We start from the raw sequence: 1892 nt of genomic DNA, 5'->3' as shown, positions 1-1892 counted from the left end.
TTTTTCATCCATTACCGCATATTTACCATCACCATCTAGCGCAAAACCTGCAAATGTTTGGACTGTTTGGCCAGCAATGGTTTTATTAAATGTCCGTTCTGTGACATGAAATGAGATCGTTTTACCAACTTGTTTTTTAAAGTCAGCTACACACCAATTCAGCTTTTGAGGAATTGATACAGATACAACTTCCTCAGTATTACGATTCAACTTGTTCGACCAAACGTTCTTGGTAAAAACTAAGCTGTGATATGAAACGTTTTTTTCCTTGTCTTCATAGACTGAGACGTTTTCGAGTTTTCCAGTGATTGAAAGTTGCATGATTAACCTACCTTAGCGAAGCGTGAAATTGGTTCCTGATACCAGTCTGGTACCTGATTTTGGAAGTCGATTTTTACGAGTTGAACAAATGGAATAACGTTATTTTTTGATTCTGAATCAAGGTTTTGCAGATATGCCTTTGAGAAGCCACATTCACGTAAATCTTTCAAATAAGCGTAATAACGAGTTTCAGAATATTTCTTTTTCATTATTTCTGAACCATGCATTTCAAGTGCACAGAAGAAGTTGAAAATATTACGAGACTTAGTCTGAGATAAACGCCCTGACTTTGTGTAAGTATCGAATTGAGAACATATTTTTGCAAAAACGGTATCGTGATCTAATGCTTTCATGGTGTGACCCTCAAGGGCTTCAAATAGTGGCTTGTTTGCGAGTTGCCATATTTCAGATAAAAAATTCGGGTTAGCTTGCTGATGTTTAATTAAGTCAAAGATATTTAAAGGAATATTATGTTCAGTCAGCCAAAGTGGTTTAAAACGTGTTTCTAAACGTAGTAAACCCTGCATAAATGCAATAACTCTAGGATCTTCCATGGCTTTAATGACACGCATTGCAAAGGATTCACCCTTAGCAGCTTGACGCTTTAATTTTGAAAGCTGTAATTGAAATTCGATCGATTTACAGTAAGCCTTACGTGCAAGACGTTTAGAATTCGGTGAACCCCAGTAAACTGTAGAGCCATACACCAATTTAGATTTACGAAGTGAGCCACTGGAGACCTTTCTAAGAAAATCCAAGACTTGTAAAACCTGATCGTCATTTCTTAATCGTGCTGAATATGTGACATCTAAGTTCACGATCTGAGCGTTTGGAACGTCTAAAACGTCATAAAGCTTTGGATTTGATTCAGCCAAAAAACCAAGCATTTCAAAGATGCCAAGCTCTAAATTGTCAGAACCGAAAATATTATGACCCTGCATGATCTTCGCGGGACTGCACTTGATCATGACATGTGGTTTTATTTTGCCTGCATGTACCAGTTTAAATGCGACATTGGTAAAGGAGGTTGGTAAGTCATCATATGGGTGATACAACGCCCCTACTTGCATGTTTCCCTGTTCATCAAGATATACATCTCGTGAACCAACCGTTACACCAAGTTCCAATAAATTTAGAGACAGCAAAAATTGCTTGTTATCTTTATCAGAGATAACAAATTCGTCTTTAACGAATAAGCGAATTTCTGCAAAATCAATCATCGGAATATCATTTTCTATAGATTTCTATAGGATTATAGATATATAGGAAAATATAAATCAATAGATTTCTATAGAATTCTATAGAAATTTATCTAAGGGCAATCAGAATGGCTCAAAGCGTCTACTTGAATGAATGGGAGCAAAAAAAGCTCTATAAAAAAATGATCGAACTGAACAACAAGTTATCCGATAAAGGAATGAGAGGCATTTCAAAAGAAAGCCAATTAGTTCACAAAATAATAGAATTGAGCATTGAAAAATTAGACGTTTCAGAAAGTGGAAGCATCATTTTAAAATGAAAAAACTCCTAAATATGGGAGTTAAGTACGACATTTTAAACAAGTCGTACTT

Annotated in this window: 3 protein-coding genes; 1 reads left to right on the top strand and 2 read right to left on the bottom strand. The window is 35.7% G+C overall.

Annotated elements, in window-relative coordinates:
* Together IAE19_RS16405 and IAE19_RS16400 are read right to left on the bottom strand one after the other, a co-directional pair.
* Positions 1-321 (bottom strand): hypothetical protein (locus IAE19_RS16405; protein WP_200461969.1); only part of this gene is annotated, 321 nt, incomplete at its 3' end.
* A gap of 2 nt (positions 322-323) precedes the next feature.
* Positions 324-1541: a phage/plasmid replication protein, II/X family gene (locus IAE19_RS16400; RefSeq protein ID WP_200461968.1), complete on the bottom strand. Its 1218-nt coding sequence runs from the start codon at positions 1539-1541 to the stop codon at positions 324-326.
* 107 nt (positions 1542-1648) lie between these two features.
* Here IAE19_RS16400 and IAE19_RS16395 point away from each other — a divergent pair, with 107 nt between their 5' ends.
* Positions 1649-1840 (top strand): hypothetical protein, encoded by a 192-nt coding sequence (locus IAE19_RS16395; RefSeq protein WP_200461967.1) that lies wholly within the window; start codon positions 1649-1651, stop codon positions 1838-1840.
* Positions 1841-1892 lie beyond the last annotated feature (52 nt).

The sequence above is a fragment of the Acinetobacter sp. S40 genome (assembly GCF_016624705.1).
Taxonomy (GTDB): domain Bacteria; phylum Pseudomonadota; class Gammaproteobacteria; order Pseudomonadales; family Moraxellaceae; genus Acinetobacter.
This window is presented reverse-complemented; position numbering and strand designations above follow the sequence as displayed.

Bases quoted from the DNA above. Each gene is read 5' to 3' on its own strand.
- IAE19_RS16400 (WP_200461968.1), bottom strand. From the start codon at position 1,541: ATGATTGATTTTGCAGAAATTCGCTTATTCGTTAAAGACGAATTTGTT.
- IAE19_RS16395 (WP_200461967.1), top strand. From the start codon at position 1,649: ATGGCTCAAAGCGTCTACTTGAATGAATGGGAGCAAAAAAAGCTCTAT.